Consider the following 18,070-nt stretch of genomic DNA (forward strand, 5'->3'; position numbering starts at 1 on the left):
CGTCGGCCCGTACCCGTGCACTGCTCAGTACTACGGGGTGCTGATCACCGGCGACGTGCCCGTCGATGTCACGTTCACGAGGTACGCGGCATTGAAGCTCGCCACGTCACCGTTGCTGATGAGACCGAGGCAGCTGGCGTTGGACGCGACCAGGCCGTTGCCCGTGCCGTCGATGACAAGCTCACCGGAGCTGTTGTCGTAGTGTCCGTTGACCGTACCCGTGAAGTCGGCGTCACAGCCGACCCCGGAGATGTGGGCCGAGATGGAACTCACCGTTCCGTCAACCCAGTTCGAGTTGGAGGCGTTGATCTGGTTGGCGTTGATCACCCACGGCGTCGCGTTCATCGTGACGTCGAACTCGATGCCGGCGACCTCGCAGTCAGTGAAGGTGATGGCGTCGATGTCGGCAACGGGGTTGCCGCCTGTCGCTTGGAGGGTTCCGGCCGTCACATCGGAGGACACACACTCCAGACCAATCGCCGGCACGTCCAGCGTGGGGTAGTCGGCGTGCGCGGTGTAGGCCCCCGCCGGGGTGACCGTCCACGTCGTCGGGCCGGCCGAGGCCGTCGACACCGTCATTCCGATGGCCGCGCCGAGGGCGGCGGCTACAACTGCGGCTCTGCGTGCAAGGGTGTTCACGGATCTGTATCCCTTCATGGGTGTGTGCCCCGCACCGCAGTTCGCCTCCGGCCGGTTTCGGCGGAACTTACGGGATGGGGTCACAGGACAGAGAAGTGGCAGTCCAACCTGACTGACTGCACGACCGCTTGCGTTCGACGATGACGCTACGGGCGGGTAACGTTCAGCCGCAACACTCCGGACGAAGAATCTCCAAAAGCGCCCTTCCCGGCCAATTTCTTATTCCGGGGCGAGTACGGGATCATGAAAACTTGTCCAGAAGTGAGTAGCACCTCGGGACCGGCTGAGGCGAGGGTGGACGGCCGCCGGACCGATCGATCCACGGCCCGCATCCCATCAGCTCCGCACGCCCCCTGCCGGACAGGGCCACCCCCGGTCGGCGTGCTGGTCGGCACTACGGGGTGCTGATCACCGGTGACGTGCCCGTCAATGTCACGCCCAAGTGGTAGGAAATCGAAATGCTCACCACGTCACCGTCGTTGATGAGACCTAGACAACTGGTGTTGGACGCGACCAGATCGGTACCCGTCCCGTCAATGACGAGGTCACCGGAGCTGTTGTCATAGTGCCCGTAGACCGTACCCGTGTAGTCGGCGTCGCAGCCGACTCCGGAGACGTGGCCCGATATGGAACTCACACTGACATCAAGCCAGTTCGAGTTGGTGGCGTTCGGCTGGAGGACGTTGATCACCCAGGGGGTCGCGTTCATCGTGTGGTCGAAGGTAATGCCAGCGAGTTCACAGCCAGCGAAGGTGATTTCGTCGATGTCGGCAATAGCGTTTCCGGTGGAGCTGGTTGCCTGGAACTCTCCAGCCGTCACATCGGAGGAAACGCATTCCCATCCTATCAACGGCACGTCCCATACGGGGTATTCGGCGTGCGCGGTGTAGGCCCCCGACGGCGTGACCGTCCACGTCGTCGTGGTGCCTGCTGAGGCCGTCGACACCGTCATCCCGAAGGCCGCACCGAGGGCGGCGGCCACCACTGCGACTCTACGCGCGAGAGATTTCACGGATCCATATCCCTTCATGGGTGTGTGACCGAACCGCACCATTCGCCTCCCGCCAGTTTCAGCGGAACCTGCGTAATGAGGTCATAGGCCGAAGAACAGGCGGTCCGGCCTGACAGGCTGCGCGACCGCTCGCGTTCGGCGAAGACACTACGGCTGAGCAATGTTGCACCGCCACACTTGAGAAGATGAATCTCCAAAAACAATCCACCCGGCGAATTTTCTTATTTCCAGGCGAGCAGGAGACGGTGAACCTTATCCAGAAGTAAGCAGTTCCAGACCGCCGACAACGGGGCGCACGCCCACCAGATCACCCGCTCCACGGCCGACCACCCCGCCAACTCCCCGCGTCACACACCCTGCCGCCAGACGGACCCACCCCCGGCAGGGGCCCGGCACAATCCGCGGACCGCAAAGCCCTTGACCTCACCGAACCCGCATCGGCGAGCCCTCCAGGAACCAGGTCGCTCTTTCCCCCCTCACCAGCAACCACCCACACCACAACCCCCAGGCGGCGCAACGAAAATCACCAGCCAGCCCGCACCGAACCCGACCGCACCCCTCCCCACGCCCACCCCAAGGACCCCCTGCCGGGCCCGGACACGGGAGACCCATCCCAGCCATGACGATCCGTGCCCCGTACATCTCGTGCTGTCACGACTGTGTTCCCAGGACCCCTGCTTCGACTATCTTCAACAGCCACGTTGGTACGCACCTGACGGCCTGGGAGCGCTCCTCCCACGGCCCACCCCCATCGGGCGCCGGAGAGCAAGGGGTACAGGAATGCCGGGAGTTGCACAACCCTCGGAGCTCGGAGAACCGTTAGGACCACTGCCGCAGGAGTTCGCCGCGATCGTGCGGCCCGAAGTCCCCAGCCTGATCAAGGAGATCGGGATGGAGGTGATCCGCGCCTACCCCGAGTACGCGCGTCTGCTCGACGGCCCCTACGGCCAGGGCATCCGGGTCGGTGTGGAACAGAGCATCTCCGTCTTCGTGGACCAGGTCGCCGAGCCGACCGCTCCCTCGACCCTGCGTGACGAGATGTGCCGGAGGTTCGGCCGGTTCGAGGCCTACGAGGGACGCAGCCTGGACCAGTTGCAGGGTGCGTACCGACTGGGCGCCCGGATCGCACTGCGCCGGGCCAAGAAGGTGGGCCGACGCTACAACCTTTCCCCCACGATGATGCTCACCTTCGCGGACGCCCTCTTCTCCTACGTCGACGAGCTCGAATCCCTGTCCCGCGAGGGCTACTTGGAGGTTCGCGCGGCCACCGGGGACCACACGGACACGCTCCGGCGGCGACTGCTCCATCTGATACTCGCCGGCCGGCCCGTGCCCCGTACCGCCATCGCCGAACTCTGTGAGCAGACCTGTTGGGCCCTGCCCGACGAGGTGACACTCGTCGCGGTGCGTCCCTCGGCGGACATCGGGCGGCTCGGCCTCGACCGTGACGTCCTCGTCGACTTCACCGATCCGCAGCCGCATTTACTGTTCCCGGGGCCGTTCGACGAGATGCGAAGACGCATGCTCGACCACGCGCTCCCGGGCACCCACGCCGCGGTCGGGCTGACCGTGCCCACCGCGCTGGCGTCGGACTCGATCCGCTGGGCCCGCCGGGTGCTGGAACTCGTCGATGCCGGAGTCATCGACGACGCGCCGGTGATCCTCTGCGAGGACCACCTCATCACCCTGTGGCTCCTCTCCGACCCGCCCCTGCTGGACCAGTTGGCGCGTCGTGAACTCGCGCCGGTCTCCGGCATCAGTGTCAACCGCCGGGAGCGGTTGATCGAAACCCTGCGGATCTGGCTCGACACCCGTGGGACCGCCGCCCAGATGGGCGAGCTGCTCGATGTGCACCCGCAGACCGTCCGGTACCGGATGCGCAACCTGGAATCAATCTTCGGTGAGCAACTCGTCGACCCGGAGTCCCGGTTCTCCACCGAGGCCGTGCTGCGTGCGATGCAACTGCGGGCCCGGAGCAACGACGCACCGCCCTGATCAGCGCGGCAACGTATCGGCCCCAGCACGCACCTCACACAGATTCAACTTACTTACGGGTAAAGAGAAAGAGCCGATCACTCTCGAACGGTTGCCACACGGAGACGTTCTCAACGATTAACCCGGAAGTACGTCCCGTAGACATGGAGGAGTCGGCCGCCCACCCGGCGGCCGCATCCAGCACCATCTCCAGGCCGACCACCCGAGAGGGAATCCCCCCATGACCGCCTCACACCTCCTCGTCCCCGTGCCGATCCCGGACCGGGTCGCCGCGCTGATCGGGGCCTGCACCCCGCCGCACATCCTCCAGGCGGAGTACGACGCCGCGTGCGCCGCGCGGGAGGTGCGCAGCTTCCGTGGCCCACGGCTCTGCGTCGAGGACCAGGCCGACCGCGAACAGGCCCTGGCCGAGCTGGCCCGCGCCAACAAGATCCTCGCGGCCCACCACCCGCTGCTGCCGGTCCACCCCGGCGCGCCCTGGTGATCCGCCGCACCCTCTCCCGCATCCGTCTTGCGAAGGGGGCGGCCCGACTCGTACCTTACTCAAAAGTAAGTTTACTCTGGAGTAAGGAACCGGCATGGCCGACAACCCCCGTGGCGCGCTCGTGGACGAACTGACCGGGCTCGACTTCACGGCCGTCTCCCCCACCGAATTCGCCCGCATCGTCAAGGGCCTGTCCGCCAAGCAGCTCGGCGAGGTCATGCACGGCGAACTGCGCTCGCGCATACTCGGCGAGGTCTTCGGCCGGATGAAGCAGCAGTTCCGCCCGGAGGCGGCGGGACAGCTGAAGGCGCTGATCCGCTGGAAGATCACCGGGGACAGCGACATGGTCTTCGAGACCGCGATCTCGGACGGCAGCTGCACCGTGACCGAGGGCCGTTCCGATGGCGAGCCCCGCACGACGCTGGTGATGGCGGACACCGAGTTCCTCAAACTGGTCTCCGGCAACGGCAATCCCGTGACCATGTTCATGATGCGCAAGCTGAAGGTCGCCGGAGACGTGTCGCTGGCCTCGGGACTGACCCGCTACTTCGACATCCCGAAGGCCTGAGCCGATGAGCTACTTCTCCCTCGCGCTCACCGAGGAACAGCAGGATCTGCGTGCCTGGGTGCACGGTTTCGCCGCCCAGGTCGTCCGCCCCGCGGCCGCGGAGTGGGACGCACGGGAGGAGACCCCGTGGCCCGTCATCCAGGAAGCCGCCCGGATCGGCCTGTACGGTTTCGAATCCCTCGCCGACATGTACGGCGACCCGTCCGGTCTCTCCCTGCAGATCGCCAACGAGGAGCTGTTCTGGGGCGACGCCGGCATCGGCATGGCGCTCTTCGGCACCTCCCTCGCCGTCGCCGGGATCTTCGCCTCCGGCACACCGGACCAGCTCGCCGAGTGGGTGCCGCAGTGCTACGGCGACGAGGACGACCCGAAGGTCGCCGCCTTCTGCGTCTCCGAACCGCAGGCCGGCTCCGACGTCTCCGCGATGACCACCCGGGCCCGTCACGACGAGGCCACCGACGAGTGGGTGCTGACCGGTCAGAAGGCCTGGATCACCAACGGCGGCATCGCCGAGGTCCATGTCGTCGTCGCGTCCGTCGACCCCTCGCTCGGCGCCCGCGGGCAGGCGGCGTTCATCGTGCCGCCCGGCACGAAGGGCCTGGCGGCGAGCCGCACCATCAAGAAGCTCGGCCTGCGCGCCTCGCACACCGCGGACGTCTTCCTGGACGACGTCCGCGTACCCGGACACTGTCTCCTCGGCGGAAAGGAGAAGCTGGAGGCCCGGCTGGCCCGGGCCCGCGAGGGGACGAACGCCAAGGGGCAGGCGGCGATGGCCACCTTCGAGGTGAGCCGCCCGACCGTCGGCGCCCAGGCCCTGGGCATCGCCCGTGCCGCGTACGAGTACGCGCTGGAGTACGCGGGCGAGCGCGAGGCGTTCGGCCGGCCGATCATCGAGAACCAGTCGATCGCCTTCGCACTGGCCGACCTCCGTACCGAGATCGAGGCCGTGCGGCTGCTGATCTGGCAGGCCGCGTGGATGGCCCGCAACGACCGGAGCTTCGACGCGGGCCAGGGTTCCATGTCCAAACTGCGCGCGGGCGAGCTCGCCGTCTCCGCGACCGAGAAGGCCGTACAGATCCTGGGCGGCGCCGGTTACAGCAGGGAGCATCCCGTGGAGCGGATGTACCGCGACGCCAAGATCTACACGATCTTCGAGGGGACGAGCGAGATCCAGCGCCTGGTGATCGCCCGGGCGATCTCCGGACGCCACATCCGCTGATCCCTCCCGGCGAGGCTGCCGGGCGCGCCTGTCCGTGCTCCCGGCACCTCGGACCTCCGGGCCGCTCGGCCAGTGTCTCTCGTCGAGCTCACACCTGTGCCGGTGCCGGCGGGCCCGGCCGGATCACGGACGCGAGGGACATCATTCGGCGAAGACGGCGGTCGCGTACACCCACGCGCCCTCGTGCCGGACGAAGCGGCTCTTCTCGTACAGCGCGTCCGGCCGGCCGTGGTCCGTGTAGTGCGCGCGGAAGGTGACGGTCCCCGTGGTGTGGAACGCGCTGCCCTCCGTCGTCTCCAGGATCTCCAGCCCCGTCCAGCGCAGCCCCGGATCGAAGTCCACGGCGGGCGGCCGGGTGTCGGGGTGCCAGGTGCGCAGCAGGTACGCCTCGTCCTGGACGACGAAGGCGGCGTACCGGGAGCGCATCAGTGCCTCGCAGCTCGGCGCGGTGGCGGCCGAGGCGTGCAGGCGGCCGCAGCAGTCGCCGTAGGTGGCGGGCAGACCGCATGGGCACGGCGACTGTGCGGTGATCGTGGCAGGCCGTGCTGCGGCGGCGGACCGCTTCGGCCGTGGGGTGCGTCGTGACATGCGCCCATTGTCTCCCGCGCTCCGGACCCCCTCCGCGCCTGCGGCCGGTTGACGGTGCGGGTGGGCGGGGGCGCCGTGCTCCGGGCCGAGGCATCGGAGCGACGGCGCCCGGCGGGGCGGTCAGGCCTTGCGGGCGACGCCCGCGTAGCCGGGGATGGGCTCGTCCCCGGGGACGTCGACGACCGGGCCGAGCTCCGGGTGCCAGTCGGCGGAGAGGGTGACTCCCGGCTCGACGAGTTCCAGTCCGCCGAAGAACGTGCTGAACTCGGCGTGCGAGCGCAGCCGCAGGGTCATTCCACGGGCCTTGTACAGCGCGGACGCCTTCTCCGCGCCCTCGGGGTCGAAGTCCCCGGTGGTCTGCGAGAGCACCAGGTAGCTGCCGGAGGGGAGCCGTTCGACCAGGCGGTCGACGAGGTCGGCGGCGCCGTCCTCGTCGTCCAGGAAGTGCAGCAGGGCCAGCAGCGACAGGGCGATGGGCTGGTCGAAGTCGAGGACCTGGCCGGCCCGTTCCAGGATGACTTCCGGATCACGGGCGTCGGCCTGGATGTACTCGGTGGCGCCCTGCGGGGTGGAGCGCAGCAGTGCCGCCGCGTGGGCGAGGACGATCGGGTCGTTGTCGCAGTAGACGATGCGGGCGTCGGGGGCGGTCCCCTGGGCTATCTGGTGAAGGTTCGGCTCGGTGGGGATACCGGTGCCGATGTCGAGGAACTGGCGGATGCCCTGCTCGGCCAGCCACCGGGTGGCGCGGTGCATGAAGGCCCGGTTGACCCGGGCCATGTCGCCCCCTCGGGCGTCGACGGAGAGCAGCTGCTTGGCCATCTCCTCGTCGACCGGGTAGTTGTCCTTGCCACCGAGGAACCAGTCGTACATCCGGGCGGGATGCGGCTTGCTCGTGTCGATCTCGATGGCGTGGGACTCCTGCCCGGTCATAGCGCGCTCCAGGGGTTCGTAAGGTCGGCGAACAAGAAGAGTGTGGACGGAGGCAGGGCTCCGGCGCTGGGGAATTGCAGGAAAGACGGTCGTGCCGCAGATGTTTTCAGGTGCTCAAGGGGCTTCAGTTGTGTCGGTAAGTGCAGGTGAGCCGGGTGATTCAAGGTGTTTCAGGCGTCTCTGACGTTTCAGGTGTGATGGGCGTCTCTGACGTCCCATGCGTCTTGGGCGTCGCAAGCGTCTTGGGCGTCTTGGGTGTCTCAGGCGAGGAGAAAGTCCGCTTGCCCGGACTTGGCGCCCTGGATGAAGGCGGCGATCTCGCGGTGGCTGTAGATCAGGGCAGGGCCGTCAGGATCGGCGGACTGGCGTACGGCGATCCTGCCGTCGGAGAGCTTCATGGCTTCGACGCAGTTGCCTCCGTTCCCACCGCTCCACGGCTTGTGCCAGCCCTCGGAGCCGAGATCACCGGCCGGCATGCCGTTGTAAATGGGTTCCATCACAGCTCCTTGCGGAATTCCCGGAGGATTTCCTTCGTGCGTTGTGCAGTTGCGGCCTGCGCCGCCATGCGGTCCATGACTTCGAGGTAGGAGGCCACCTCGGGACGCGCGTCGAAGTAGACGGCGCCGGTCAGGTACTCGCTGTAGACCATGTCGGGAAGTTCGGGGATGCTGAAGCGGAAGAGGACGAAGGGCCCGTACGTACCCGGGTGGTGACCGGTCGAGAATTCCGCGATCTGCAGCGTCACACGCGGCATCTCGACCGCTTCGAGCAGCCGGTCGATCTGACCGCGCATGATGTCGGCGCTGCCGACGGGACGGCGGAAGACCGTCTCGTCCATCACCACCCACAGCCTCGGCGGGTCCGGTCGGGTCAGCAGGGACTGCCGTTCCATCCGCAGCGCGACATGGCGCTCGATGTCCTCGGGTTTGGTCTGACCAATGGCCCCCGTACGCATCACCGAGCGCGCGTAGTCCTCGGTCTGGAGCAGTCCGGGCACAAAGTGCGGCTCGTACATGCGCAGGAGGCTCGCCGCCCCCTCCAGACTGACGTACATGCTGAACCAGTCGGGCAGCACATCATGGAAGCGCTGCCACCAGCCGGGTTTGTTGGCTTCCTCGGCCAGCTGGACGAAGGATTCGGCCTCGCCGTCGGCGACGCCGTACTCCTTCAGCAGCATCTGCACATAGGGGATCTTGAGCGCGACCTCGGCGGTCTCCATCCTGCGGATCGTCGCAGGGGCGACCCGCAGCACCTTGGCAGCCTGGTCACGGCCCAGCCCGACACTCTCCCGCAGGTCCTGCAGGCGCTTGCCGAGAACGACCTGCCCCACGGTCGGGGCGGACCGCGGTTCGCTCACTTCAGACCTCCCGATGCGCTGTTTGGCAGCAGTGTGCCATGCGCCGAACACTCAGAAAACTATCACTCTGAAATTTTCAGAGTGCCCCTTGCCAAGTGTCACCGACGGGTAGAGAGTTGTTCAGTGAACCAGTTCATGCGTTCACGGACCGTCCTCATGCGTATGAGGTCACGGAAAGTGACGCAGCTCCCACTGTGAGGAATCGGTTGTGGCACCTGGCAGCGCGCTTATCCCCCGGCTCATGGAACTCCGGCCGGGGACAGAAGCGCTCCGGTACTGCTTCGCGCTGCCCGCGCACCCGGAATCGGTGGCCGGTGCACGACGACTGGCGAAGGCCAGACTCGACGAGTGGCGGCTGGACGGGGACACCCTCGATGCCGCGGCCCTGATCGTCTCGGAGCTCGTCACCAACGCGGTGGTGCACACCGCCAGCGCCCGCGTCGTGTGCGAGCTGCGGCGGCTCGGGAGACGGCTGTGCATAGCCGTGCAGGACCAAGGACACCAACCCGGCGGACCTCAGTTGTGCCGTACCGCCGACGACGAGCACGGCCGTGGTCTGCTGCTCGTCGACGCGATGAGCAGCGCCTGGGGCTCCCGCGACGCGGTGGACGGCTCGGGGCGGATCGTCTGGGCGGAACTGACACACGGCTCGGAGTGGTCATGCTGAAGAGCGCGATGTACCAGCTGTTCGCGGCACGCCACCTCACCCGGCCCGCACGCACCGCCGACACGGACACGGTCCGGCTGTCGCTGCCTCCCTCGCTGTCGGCGAACCTGGGCTGCGACGCGGTGGGAGTGCCGTCCCAGCACGGTCTGCAGCTGCTGACGCATCTGCCGCGCATCGGCTGCGTCTTCGCGGACACCGACCGCTGGTGGTGGATCGTGCCCGCGGGATCCGACCTCGATCTGGACTGGCCCGCTCAGACCTCCTACGCGACAGGCGCGTACGTTCCGGCGGCACAGCACCGGCTGATCCACCATCCCGACACCCGCACGCCGTACACCCCACCGATCCCGCTGTTCCTGATGGTGTGTCAACTCACCGGTGTGCAGCCTTCATGGGCGCCCTCCGGCGGGACACCCGTCGTCTCCACTCCCTGACCTCGCCGACCGGCTCCCGGCCGGGCCGGCGGACCTGCTCGGACACCCGGGACTACCCCCGTATCCTCGCCGTCTTCACTGAGGCGACCGGATCGCTGCGAGCCCGGGAGTCTCTCCCGCCTCATCGACACCCTCGCAGCGGCCGGGGAGAAGGCCCTGCGGGCTATCGGTGCCGCGAAACAGCCTCCGTCCACGGCACGAAAACGGTCCACCGACTCCGTCGGCGGACCGTCACGAAACTTCGAGGCCAGAAGGGTTGTTGATCGTGGTTGAGCGCTGCTGGGCGCTCCGGGACAACCTATGATTTCGGCATGTCATCTCCCTGCGACACTTCGGATCGGCATCCCAGTGACGCACTACTTGGTCGCCGGACGTCTTCCAGAGTGGACCGGGTGAACACGGTGTTGTCGTGGTGGTGGATGGCCACTCCCCTTGTCTTCCTGACCCCTGCGATCGCGTTTGCGCTGGGAGCGCCGCAGGTTCGGGAGGAGATGGGCTGGATGTTCGCGCTGGCTGCCCTCATCAGTGCGGTGGCAGCGCCTGCCATGGGAATCGTGCTGGCGCATGTGGGGCGTCGACCGCAAGCTCGCCGACGCTTCACCATCATGGGAGCGGTGTCCAGCGCGCTGGTCCTCTTCTTCTGGGTCTTCGGAGTACTGCTCGCCGAGTGTCCTGATGGCTATCACTGTTAGCCTCGCGCTTTCATCCACCGTTTCGGCTGCGGCACGAACCGCTTGTCCTGCGGGTTGCGTTCGGCAATCTCGACGTCGATGCCCAGGCCGGCGCCGTACGCGACGACCTGGTTCTTGAACCCCTGGTCGACCAGTCAGGAGTGGTCTGGACCGCCCTCAGGGACGGTCCAGATAGCCGAGCCGGGGATGGACCTTCCGGTATCCGTCGAGGAGACGCCCGGCCACGGTCACCGAGTCGACCAGCGGGTGCAGCGCGAAGGCCTTCACCGCGGTGGCGCGTGAGCCGCTCTCCGCCGCGTCCAGGACCGCGCGTTCCACGGCCTTGACCGCGGTGACCAGCCCGACCGCGTGGTACGGAAGCGGGTCGACGGCGACCGGACGGGCGCCGTTCGCGTCGACCAGGCAGGGCACCTCGATGACGGCGTCCGCGTCGAACACGGACAGGGTGCCGCGGTTGCGGACGTTGAGGATGAGGCAGGTCCGTTCGTTGCGGGCGACAGCCCGCATGAGCGCGAGAGCCACCTGCTCGTAGCCGCCGGACTCCAGATCGCTCTCGTCCCGCTCGCCGACCCCGGCGACCTCCCGGTTCTCCGACATGTACGTGGCTTCGCGCTCGGCGCGGGTGCGGTCCCAGGCGGGCAGCGCGGGGACGCCCGGGTCCTTCACCCGGGCGTAGAAACCCTCCTGCTGCTCACGGAGGAAGGCTCCCCGGGTCTGCTCGGCGTCCTGGTAGGCGCGCACGGCTTCCCGGTTGAAGTAGTAGTAGTGCAGATACTCGTTGGGGACGGCGCCCAGCGACTGGAGCCAGTCGGCGCCGAAGAGTCTGCCCTCCTCGAAGGAGCCGAGGAGTTCCGGGTCCGCGAGCAGGCGCGGGAGTTCGTCGCGGCCGTCGACGTGCAGTCCGCGGACCCAGCCCAGGTGGTTGAGGCCGACGTAGTCGATCCGGGCCCGGTCGGGGTCGGCGCCGAGCACCCGGGCGATGCGGCGGCCGAGGCCCACCGGGGAGTCGCAGATGCCGATGACCCGGTCACCCAGGTGACGGGACATGGCCTCGGTGACCAGTCCGGCCGGGTTGGTGAAGTTGATGACCCAGGCGTCCGGGGCGAGCCGCGCGATACGGCGGGCGAGGTCGACGGCGACGGGCACGGTGCGCAGCCCGTACGCGATCCCGCCCGCCCCGACCGTCTCCTGGCCGAGGACGCCTTCGTCGAGGGCGATCCGTTCGTCGGCAGCCCGTCCTTCGAGGCCGCCGACCCGGATCGCGGAGAAGACGAAGTCGGCGCCGCGCAGCGCCTCGTCGAGGTCCCGGGTGGCGGTGACGGTGGGTGCGTCCGGGATGTTCGCGGCCTGTTCCGCGAGCACCCGGGCGATGGCGTCGAGCCGGTCGGCGTCGGTGTCGTAGAGGGTGACCGCGGTGACGCGGCCCTCGGCGTGATCGGCGAGCAGCGCCCCGTACACGAGGGGAACCCGGAATCCGCCACCGCCCAGAATTGTCAGCTTCACGCTTCCGCATGGTACGGGGGCCGGGCGGGCGGGGGCCCGAGCGACTCCGGACGGCGGCGCTCCCCCGGCGGCCGCGGGCCCAACCGCCCGCGGCCGCCGCACGGGGCCATGCCCCGTGCCGGCCCCCGGTCCGCGGGCCGGGTCAGGTGCCGGTCCACCACCGTGAGACGGCCCGCCAGACCCGTGCGGAGGCGGCCGGGCCGCGCTGCCCCGGGATCCGGCCGGAGGTGGGCGGGCCGGCGGGCCCGTCGCCGTCCGTCGCACCGCCCGTCGTCCCGCCTGTCGTGCCGTCGGCCTCCGCCGCGGCCGGTGCCGGGCCGGGAGCGGGGACGGTGGGCCGGCCGGTGGACTGCACCTCCCAGTCCTGGCGCTGCGGGTGGGGCCTGCCCATGGACGGCGGTTCCCTGTCGTCCTGCGGCGGACGGGCTGCGAAGTCCGCCGGAAGTTCCACCAGATGCCGTCCCAGGAGGTTCCCGATCCAGCGCAACTCGGTCTCGTCTACGGCGAGTTCTAGGTCGGGAAGCCGCATCAGCAGGGCGTCGACCCCGGCGTCCGCGATGGCCCGTCCGATGTCCTGCCCGGGGCATTCGTGGGGGCCGCCGCTGAAGGCGAGGTGGGCCCGGTTGCCCTCCATGTCGGCGTCCAGGTCGGGTCGTACCACCGGATCGGTGTTGGCCGGGGCGATGCCGACGATCAGGGCGTCGCCGGCGCTGATCCGCTTGCCGCCGAGCTCGGTGTCACCGACGGCCCAGCGGCCGAAGACTGCGGTGAACGGCGGTTCGTCCCACAGTGTCTGTTCGACCGCTTCGGGCACCGTCATATGGCCGCCGCTGAGCCTGGCCCGGAAGCGGGGGTCGGTGAGCACCATGCGCAGAACGTTGGCGATCAGGTTGGCGGTCGCCTCGTAGGAGGTGATGAGGATCAGCCGCAGGTGTTCGCTGACCTCCTGGTCGTTCAGTCCTGCCGGATGCTCGACGAGCCAGGTCGCGAAGTCGTCGGCGGGTTCGCGCCGACGGCGCCGGACGAGGCGCTTCAGCGCGTCCAGGACGTAGGCGTTGCTCGCGATGGCGGTCGGGGTGCCACGGGTCATGTCCCGGGCGGCCCGGACCAGTTGGTCGTTGTACTCCTCGGGCATGCCGAGGATCGCGCACATCACCATCATCGGCAGCCGTTCCGCGAACTGGCTGACCAGCTCGACGCGGCCTTCCTGGCAGAAGTCGTTGACGAGCCGGTTGCTGAAGCGGTTGATGTGGCGGCGTACTCCGCGGGTGTCGATGCGGCCGATGCAGTCGGTGACCGCGCCGCGCAGCCGTTCATGGGTGGCCCCGTCGGCGAAGACGCAGACCGGCTGCCAGCCGAAGACGGGGGTCAGGGGGTGGTCGGGGCCGACCGTTCCGTCGTCCAGCGCCCGCCATCGCCGGGAGTCGCGGGAGAACTGCGACGGGGTGCGGGTCATGTGCAGGTTCTCGCTGTGCCCGAGGACCAGCCAGGCGGGCACGTCCCCGTGCAGCAGTACCGGTGCCACGCTGCCGTGTTCGGCGCGCAGCTTCTCGTACAGCCCGTAGGGGTCCCGCTCGGCCTCCGGGCCGTACAGGCGGCGCACTCCGCCGGGGCCGGTGCCGCCGGGGCCGTGGGCCGGGCACCCGGGGGGCGGGACCGGCCCACGGGCCGCTGCGGGCTCGTAGGGATAGGGGGTTGTCACGATCGCTCCAGGGATCAGGGTTCCAGGGTCCACAGGGGTGGGACGCGTGGGGGCGGGGCCGTGGTCAGCCGAGCGGGAGGGCCAAGCGGTGCAGATAACGCATCAGCGTCATCAGTACGTCGCGGCTGGAGCCACGCAGTCGGGCGTCGCAGTCGATCATCGGGACCTCCTCGGGGAGGTCCAGGGCGGCGCGCAGCGCTTCGACGGGGTGTTTCGGGGCGCCGGGGAAGGTGTTGATGGCGACGACGAACGGCACGCCGCGCTCCTCCAGCCGGCCGATGACGTCGAAGCTGACTTCGAGCCGGCGGGTGTCGATCAGGACCACCGCACCGAGGGCGCCTTCGAACAGGCCGTTCCACAGGAACCAGAACCGTTCCTGGCCCGGGGTGCCGAACAGATAGAGGATCAGTTCCTCACTGAGGGAGATCCGTCCGAAGTCCATGGCGACGGTGGTGGCGGTCTTGCTCTCCACCCCGTAGTTGTCGTCCACGCCGACACCGGCCTGGGTCATGGTCTCTTCGGTGGTCAGGGGCCGGATCTCGCTGACGGATCCGACCATGGTCGTCTTGCCGACCCCGAACCCGCCGACGATCACGACCTTCACCGCGGCCGTGGCCGTGGTGGGAAGGACGTCCTCGCGCCGGGGGCCGGTGATCGTGTCAGAGCTTCTGAAGTCCATGCATCACCGCTTCGAGAAGGGACCTGTCGGGCAGCGCGGCCCGGACGACGGGCGCGCGCGACTCGACGAGTTCGGTCGCGAGAAGTTCGGTCAGGAGCGAGGTCACCATGCTGAACGGCAGACCGAGGTAGGCCGAGAGCTCGGCGACGGACAACGGCGCCTCGCAGAGCCGCAGGATCACGGCCTGCTCGGGCTGGACCGTGGGCGTCGGCGGCGCCTTCGCGACGACCATCGTGACCAGGTCGAGCGGTGCCCGCTCGCTGCCGTCGGGGTCGCCAGTGATCACGTACAGCCGTTCCGGGTCGCTCAGTGCCGGATCGGCCTCTCGGCGTTCGCGCCGGGGAGCGTTCATCCGAACTGCCCGCCGTGGCGCGGCGGGCTCGTCAGGTGCGCCCCGATCCTGACGACCATGTCGCGCATCCGTGAGCCGACGAGCCCCGCGTCGACCGTCTCACCGGCGAGAACGGCGAGGTACGCGCCGGTTCCGGCGGCCATCAGATAGAAGAAGCCGCCGGTGACTTCAATGACGACCAGGCGCATGAGGCCGTCGCTGTACGGGATTTCGGTGGCGACGGCGGCGGCCAGACTCTGCAGGCCCGCGCAGGCGGCCGCGAGGCGGTCGGCGACATCGGGGTCGCCGCCGTGCTGGGCGATGCGCAGTCCGTCGGCGGAGAGCACGACGATCTGGTGGATGTCCGGCACGTCGTCGGCCAGTTCCTTGAGCATCCAGTCCATGTTGCCCCGCTGCTGGATCACTTCAGGTCTCCCTTGTCCCGGGCGTCGTCAGAGTCTTCGTCGGTCTTCGGCTCCTGCGGCACACCGTTGACGGCGTTGGTGAAGGCCTCCAGCCAGAGCCCGGGGGGCTGCTCCCTGCCGCTGTCGCTCCCCTGTCCGGTGCCGTGGCCGTTGCCTTGCCCGTAGCTGGTGGTGGGGCTGGTGCGCGGTGCGGCGGTGGGGTCGGTGGCCTGTGCGGGGAGGTGGTGGGAGCCCAGGGGGGCGCGGCCGCGGCTGCGGCGTTGCGGGAGGCCGCCCGCGGTCCACTCGGTCACCACGGGGACGTCGTCCTCCATGGAGGCCATGGGGGTGGGCGGGGCGGGCGGGCGGCCGGCCGGTGCGACCGGTGCGACCGGTCCGGTGGCGGGGCGCTGGGCGACGGGGTTGCGGGGCTTGCGGCGGGCCGGCACGACGTGCTTCATGGCCGCGTGGTCGATGTCGCTGGTGGGCCTCGACGTGGCGCCGATGCCGTGGGCGATGCCGGGGGCCGGTCCGGTGGTGATCATGACGCGGGGCACGATGAGCACGGCGCGGACGCCCCCGTACGCGGACTGCCGCAGGGAGACCTGGAGGTCGTACATCCGGGAGAGCCGCCCGACGACCGCCATGCCGAGGCGCGGGGACTCACCGAGGTCGTTCATGCTGGAGCCGGCCTGTGCCCGGGCGAGCATGTTCTCGGCCCGCGCGCGGGCCTCCTCGCTGAGCGAGACCCCACCGTCCTCGATCTCGATGGCGATGCCGGTCTGCACCTCGACCGCGGTGACATGCACGCGGGTCTGCGGCGGCGAGTAGCGGGTGGCGTTGTCGAGGAGCTCGGCGCAGGCGTGGATGAGCGGTTCGACGGCCGTACCGATGATGGCGACCTTGGCGATCGCGTGCAGATCGACGCGCGGGTATTCCAGGATGCGCGACATGGCGCCGCGCAACACACTGAACAGCGGTACGGGCTTGGGCCATTGGCGACTGGGGCGGGCACCGCCGAGTACCGCGATGGAGTCGGCGAGACGGCCGATCAGCGCGGTGCCGTGGTCGATGCGGAGCAGGTCGTCGAAGACGTCGGGGTTACGCCCGTGGTGCTCCTCCATCTCCCGCAGTTCACTCGCCTGACGGTGGACGATCGCCTGGACGCGCCGGGCGACGTTGACGAAGGCGCGCTGCGCGGAGTCACGCGTCGCCTCCTCGTCGTCGATGATCCTCAGCACCGTCAGGACGAGGCTGCGCTGTGCGTCGGGCAGTTCGCGGTACTGCTCGTCCGCGTCGACGACGTCCCGGAGCACCTCTTCGGGCGAATTGCCCACGCGCAGCCGGTGGATGGCGGCCGGCAGGAGCTCCTTGCTGATCCGCACGGTCTCGTCGTCGTGCGCGGCGACCCGCCGCTCCAGGTCGGCGAAGCGCCGTTCGTACACCGCTCGTTGGGTACGCAGATCGCGCCCGCGGCGGGCGAGGCGGACATTGAGCGCGGCGACCACCACGGTGGCGAGCGCGCCGTACCAAGCCAGTGGTATCCGAACGGCCTCGGAGACCAGCACCACCGCGGCGGCGGTCGCACCGCCCATCAGGAGGAGGGGCAGCAACAGGGCACGGGCGATGGGGGTTTCTCGTTCGACCGGCGGTGATTCAACACGAACCATCTGGAACCTCTGGCGGTTGATGCGGGAGGTATGCACGCTTGCAGGACACTCAGGAACAAGCGCTCGAATTCATCTCAACTCGACTCCACTGCGCGTGAGCTTAGCCAGATCGCGTGAGTGCTCCCGCACCTTCAGCCGGCCCTCGGCACGGGTTCTGGCGCGGGCATGCACGCGCGGGTTTTTCGCACTCAGCGCTTCGTTGTGTGCGCGAGGCGGGACGATCGGGCGCCCCAGGTGCGCCCATCAGCGCTTCGGGTACCGCATAGGGGGTCGGGGCGACACCACGCCGGGGTGCCGGTTCGAGCGCCTGCGTGTCAGGAGTACGACGAGTGGAGATGTAAGCCGAACGGCTGAACGCCGCAATGAACCATCCACATCCCGCACATCCGTACGCGCGCACAGGCGATCGAAGCGGACCGGCTAGGGGGGCCGGGCGGAGAGCTTTCGCGCCACACCCCTCTCGACGGCTTCCGCGACAGGCCAGACTTTGACGCACCGGTCAACGTCGCAGAACAGGTCGCCTATCCCAGAGAGCGGCCATAGCGCAGCTTGTTCAGAGAGGCGCCGCCGGTGGTGTCTTCCACGGCCGCTCCGTCCGCGCGCCAACCGGCGGCCTCGTAGAAACGCCGGGCCCGTTGGTTGTCTTCCAGTACCCACAAGGTGGCTTGCGTGTAGTCGGCCTTTTCGAGAGCCGACAGCGTGGCCAGCATCAACTGCTTTCCCGCCCCAGTGCCCCAGACCTCGGGCAGCGCGTAGAGCGTGCCGATCTCAGCGATGGCAGGGCTCTCCTGAGACGGGCCGAAACTCGTGAACCCAACGACCCTCGCCTCGGTTTCGGCTGCCAGGACCCCTGACGACGGCCACCGAGTCTCCGCGATACGCGTCTTCCAACCGGACTCCTCACGGGCGGGGTCCATGGCATCGAGGTAATGCTGCGGAACCAGACCGGCAAAGGCCGCTCGCCACGAACGCACGTAGATGCCGGCAACCGCCGAGGCGTCACCAGGCCACGCCTGTCGAATCCGCATGACAGTCATTCTCCAAGGCCCTTCGAGCCGGGCCAAGTCCTTTTCCCGAGGCCGAAGTCGAGAGCTCGTCCGGCAGCGCCCGCGCGGAGTTCGCGTAGGCCGGTGGAGCGGGTGCGCCCCGTCCGACGTTGATCCCGTCCCAGCCCTGCGCCTCGCCCTCACCACCCG

General features: G+C 68.8%; 20 protein-coding genes and 1 pseudogene. 7 read left to right on the top strand and 14 right to left on the bottom strand.

Features of this window, described 5'->3' with window-relative positions; all coding sequences use genetic code 11:
- Nucleotides 1–30: 30 nt before the first annotated feature.
- Both AB0L71_RS12965 and AB0L71_RS12970 read right to left on the bottom strand, forming a co-directional pair.
- Nucleotides 31–639, bottom strand: coding sequence for a hypothetical protein (locus AB0L71_RS12965; protein ID WP_365241715.1), 609 nt, complete (start codon nucleotides 637–639; stop codon nucleotides 31–33).
- A 394-nt stretch (nucleotides 640–1,033) separates the two neighbouring features.
- Nucleotides 1,034–1,621 (bottom strand): hypothetical protein, encoded by a 588-nt coding sequence (locus AB0L71_RS12970; RefSeq protein ID WP_365241718.1) that lies wholly within the window; start codon nucleotides 1,619–1,621, stop codon nucleotides 1,034–1,036.
- A gap of 810 nt (nucleotides 1,622–2,431) precedes the next feature.
- On the opposite strand from AB0L71_RS12970, the gene AB0L71_RS12975 reads away from it, so the two are divergent.
- The 4 genes from AB0L71_RS12975 (at nucleotide 2,432) to AB0L71_RS12990 (ending at nucleotide 5,917) form a co-directional block, all read left to right on the top strand.
- Nucleotides 2,432–3,646, top strand: a complete 1,215-nt coding sequence (locus AB0L71_RS12975) for a helix-turn-helix domain-containing protein (protein ID WP_365241721.1) — start codon at nucleotides 2,432–2,434, stop codon at nucleotides 3,644–3,646.
- Between the two features lie 220 nt (nucleotides 3,647–3,866).
- Nucleotides 3,867–4,130 (top strand): hypothetical protein, encoded by a 264-nt coding sequence (locus AB0L71_RS12980; RefSeq protein ID WP_365241724.1) that lies wholly within the window; start codon nucleotides 3,867–3,869, stop codon nucleotides 4,128–4,130.
- Nucleotides 4,131–4,224: 94 nt separating this feature from the next.
- Nucleotides 4,225–4,698 carry an SCP2 sterol-binding domain-containing protein gene (locus AB0L71_RS12985; RefSeq protein WP_365241726.1) on the top strand — a complete coding sequence of 158 codons (474 nt, stop codon included), beginning with the start codon at nucleotides 4,225–4,227 and terminating at the stop codon, nucleotides 4,696–4,698.
- A gap of 4 nt (nucleotides 4,699–4,702) precedes the next feature.
- On the top strand, nucleotides 4,703–5,917 hold the full coding sequence (locus AB0L71_RS12990; protein WP_365241729.1) for an acyl-CoA dehydrogenase family protein: 1,215 nt from the start codon (nucleotides 4,703–4,705) through the stop codon (nucleotides 5,915–5,917).
- Between the two features lie 141 nt (nucleotides 5,918–6,058).
- On the opposite strand, the gene AB0L71_RS12995 is transcribed toward AB0L71_RS12990, so the two are convergent.
- The 4 genes from AB0L71_RS12995 to AB0L71_RS13010 form a co-directional block, all read right to left on the bottom strand.
- Nucleotides 6,059–6,505: a YchJ family metal-binding protein gene (locus AB0L71_RS12995; RefSeq protein ID WP_365241732.1), complete on the bottom strand. Its 447-nt coding sequence runs from the start codon at nucleotides 6,503–6,505 to the stop codon at nucleotides 6,059–6,061.
- A gap of 120 nt (nucleotides 6,506–6,625) precedes the next feature.
- Nucleotides 6,626–7,435 (bottom strand): SAM-dependent methyltransferase, encoded by an 810-nt coding sequence (locus tag AB0L71_RS13000; RefSeq protein ID WP_365241735.1) that lies wholly within the window; start codon nucleotides 7,433–7,435, stop codon nucleotides 6,626–6,628.
- A gap of 260 nt (nucleotides 7,436–7,695) precedes the next feature.
- Nucleotides 7,696–7,932, bottom strand: coding sequence for a DUF397 domain-containing protein (locus AB0L71_RS13005; RefSeq protein WP_365241738.1), 237 nt, complete (start codon nucleotides 7,930–7,932; stop codon nucleotides 7,696–7,698).
- On the bottom strand, nucleotides 7,932–8,792 hold the full coding sequence (locus tag AB0L71_RS13010; RefSeq protein ID WP_365241741.1) for a helix-turn-helix transcriptional regulator: 861 nt from the start codon (nucleotides 8,790–8,792) through the stop codon (nucleotides 7,932–7,934). The genes AB0L71_RS13005 and AB0L71_RS13010 overlap by 1 nt, the downstream gene beginning before the upstream one ends.
- A gap of 208 nt (nucleotides 8,793–9,000) precedes the next feature.
- Between AB0L71_RS13010 and AB0L71_RS13015 the strand changes: the two genes are divergently transcribed.
- The 3 genes from AB0L71_RS13015 to AB0L71_RS13025 all read left to right on the top strand — a co-directional run bounded on the left by AB0L71_RS13015 (nucleotide 9,001) and on the right by AB0L71_RS13025 (nucleotide 10,585).
- Entirely contained in the window at nucleotides 9,001–9,459 is a 459-nt protein-coding gene (locus tag AB0L71_RS13015; RefSeq protein ID WP_365241744.1) for an ATP-binding protein, read from the top strand.
- The gene (locus tag AB0L71_RS13020; protein ID WP_365241747.1) at nucleotides 9,453–9,893 is read left to right on the top strand and encodes a hypothetical protein; all 441 of its coding nucleotides are present in this window, start codon (nucleotides 9,453–9,455) and stop codon (nucleotides 9,891–9,893) included. The genes AB0L71_RS13015 and AB0L71_RS13020 overlap by 7 nt, the downstream gene beginning before the upstream one ends.
- Before the next feature lie 392 nt (nucleotides 9,894–10,285).
- A complete protein-coding gene (locus AB0L71_RS13025) occupies nucleotides 10,286–10,585 on the top strand; it encodes a hypothetical protein (RefSeq protein ID WP_365241750.1) in 300 nt (99 codons plus the stop codon).
- 14 nt (nucleotides 10,586–10,599) lie between these two features.
- On the opposite strand, the pseudogene AB0L71_RS13030 reads toward AB0L71_RS13025, so the two are convergent.
- The 8 genes and pseudogenes from AB0L71_RS13030 to AB0L71_RS13065 all read right to left on the bottom strand — a co-directional run.
- Nucleotides 10,600–10,719 (bottom strand): annotated as a pseudogene (locus AB0L71_RS13030) (IS5/IS1182 family transposase); the annotation flags it as partial.
- 22 nt (nucleotides 10,720–10,741) lie between these two features.
- Nucleotides 10,742–12,088 carry a 6-phospho-beta-glucosidase gene (locus AB0L71_RS13035; RefSeq protein ID WP_365241753.1) on the bottom strand — a complete coding sequence of 449 codons (1,347 nt, stop codon included), beginning with the start codon at nucleotides 12,086–12,088 and terminating at the stop codon, nucleotides 10,742–10,744.
- A gap of 142 nt (nucleotides 12,089–12,230) precedes the next feature.
- Nucleotides 12,231–13,790: a cytochrome P450 gene (locus AB0L71_RS13040; protein WP_365241756.1), complete on the bottom strand. Its 1,560-nt coding sequence runs from the start codon at nucleotides 13,788–13,790 to the stop codon at nucleotides 12,231–12,233.
- Between the two features lie 64 nt (nucleotides 13,791–13,854).
- Nucleotides 13,855–14,469, bottom strand: a complete 615-nt coding sequence (locus tag AB0L71_RS13045) for an ATP/GTP-binding protein (RefSeq protein ID WP_365241759.1) — start codon at nucleotides 14,467–14,469, stop codon at nucleotides 13,855–13,857.
- Complete coding sequence (locus AB0L71_RS13050) at nucleotides 14,450–14,821, bottom strand: DUF742 domain-containing protein (RefSeq protein ID WP_365241762.1); 372 nt, start codon at nucleotides 14,819–14,821, stop codon at nucleotides 14,450–14,452. Before AB0L71_RS13050 ends, AB0L71_RS13045 begins: the two co-directional genes overlap by 20 nt.
- On the bottom strand, nucleotides 14,818–15,225 hold the full coding sequence (locus tag AB0L71_RS13055; RefSeq protein WP_365241765.1) for a roadblock/LC7 domain-containing protein: 408 nt from the start codon (nucleotides 15,223–15,225) through the stop codon (nucleotides 14,818–14,820). The genes AB0L71_RS13050 and AB0L71_RS13055 overlap by 4 nt, the downstream gene beginning before the upstream one ends.
- The gene (locus AB0L71_RS13060) at nucleotides 15,222–16,874 is read right to left on the bottom strand and encodes an ATP-binding protein (protein WP_365241768.1); all 1,653 of its coding nucleotides are present in this window, start codon (nucleotides 16,872–16,874) and stop codon (nucleotides 15,222–15,224) included. Before AB0L71_RS13060 ends, AB0L71_RS13055 begins: the two co-directional genes overlap by 4 nt.
- Nucleotides 16,875–17,395: 521 nt before the next feature.
- Nucleotides 17,396–17,902: a GNAT family N-acetyltransferase gene (locus AB0L71_RS13065; protein WP_365241771.1), complete on the bottom strand. Its 507-nt coding sequence runs from the start codon at nucleotides 17,900–17,902 to the stop codon at nucleotides 17,396–17,398.
- Nucleotides 17,903–18,070 lie beyond the last annotated feature (168 nt).

This window comes from Streptomyces sp. NPDC052052 (assembly GCF_040680455.1).
In the GTDB taxonomy this organism is placed as follows: domain Bacteria; phylum Actinomycetota; class Actinomycetes; order Streptomycetales; family Streptomycetaceae; genus Streptomyces.